Genomic DNA, 1,162 nt, shown 5'->3' on the forward strand with positions numbered 1-1,162 from the left:
GGGGAGGAGGTCGATCTGGAGGATCTGCTGAGCGGCATGTTCGGCGGGCGTGCCGGGCGTGGGCGGGCCGGCGGTTGGGGGGGTCGGGGTTTCGGCCCGATCCCGGGTGCGGATCAGGAGGCCGAGCTCCCGCTGAGTGTGGAGGAGGCCTATCGGGGTGGGCCCCGGTCGGTGACGTTGTCCGGGCCGGGTGGCACCCGCCAGTACGACGTGAACGTTCCGCCCGGTGTGACCGACGGGCAGCGGATCCGGCTGGCCGGTCAGGGCGGGCAGGGATCCGACGGCGCCCCGCCGGGCGACCTGTATCTGGTGGTCCGGCTCCTTCCGCATCCTCGTTACCGGGTGCGGGGCCGCGACATCTATCTGGATCTGCCGCTTGCTGCGTGGGAGGCGGCTCTTGGCGCGACGGTCGCGGTGGACACCCCGGGCGGGGAGGCGAAGGTCAAGGTGCCGCCGGGCACGTCCAGTGGGCGGTCGCTGCGGCTGCGGGGGCGGGGGATGCCGAACCCGCGCGGGCGGCCGGGGGACGTCTACGCGCAGGTCCGGATCATGGTGCCGCCGCACCCGAGTGAGGAGGAACGCCGGCTGTGGTCGGAACTGGCCCGGGTGTCCGGGTTCGACCCGCGTGCCCGTTCCAGTGGCGGCGCGCCCGGCCAGACGTCCGGCCAGACGTCCGGCCAGTCGTCCGGCCAGTCGTCTGGTCGGTCGTCTGCCCAGTCTGGCGGGTCGTCTGGTCGGTCGTCTGGGCGGTCGTCTGGCCGGTCTGGCGGGTCGTCTGGCCGGTCTGGCGGGTCGTCTGGCCGGTCTGGCGGGTCGTCTGGTGCGGGGGTGGGGAGGCGCTGATGTCGTATGCGTTGGTGTGGGTGCGGGTTGGGCGGGGGGAGCGTCCTGGCCGGCAGGGGCATCTGGGGTTGGAGGAGTTCGCCGCCCGGGTGGGTCAGCATCCAGAGCATGTGCGCCGGTTGGTGGTGCTGGGTTTGCTGGATGCGGATGCGGATCCGTCGGGGCGGTTGCATTTCGCGCCTGGGCAGGTGGGGCGTGCGGCGCGGATCGAGCGGTTGCGGGCTGGGTTTTGTTTGAACTATGCCGGGATCGGGGTGGTGCTGGATTTGTTGGATCGGATCGCTGAACTGGAGGCGGCCGAGCGTGCGGCTGGTTTGCG

The 1,162-nt window shown here is 72.3% G+C and carries 2 protein-coding genes; both read left to right on the forward strand.

Annotated elements, in window-relative coordinates; all coding sequences use genetic code 11:
- The coding region (locus ABZV93_RS28815; protein WP_354942103.1) for a J domain-containing protein at positions 1 to 843 on the forward strand (843 nt) is incomplete at its 5' end.
- Positions 843 to 1,162 (forward strand): chaperone modulator CbpM (locus tag ABZV93_RS28820; protein WP_354942105.1); only part of this gene is annotated, 320 nt, incomplete at its 3' end. The genes ABZV93_RS28815 and ABZV93_RS28820, both read left to right, overlap by 1 nt.

Origin of the sequence: Actinopolymorpha sp. NPDC004070 (genome assembly GCF_040610475.1) — a bacterium.
GTDB lineage: Bacteria > Actinomycetota > Actinomycetes > Propionibacteriales > Actinopolymorphaceae > Actinopolymorpha.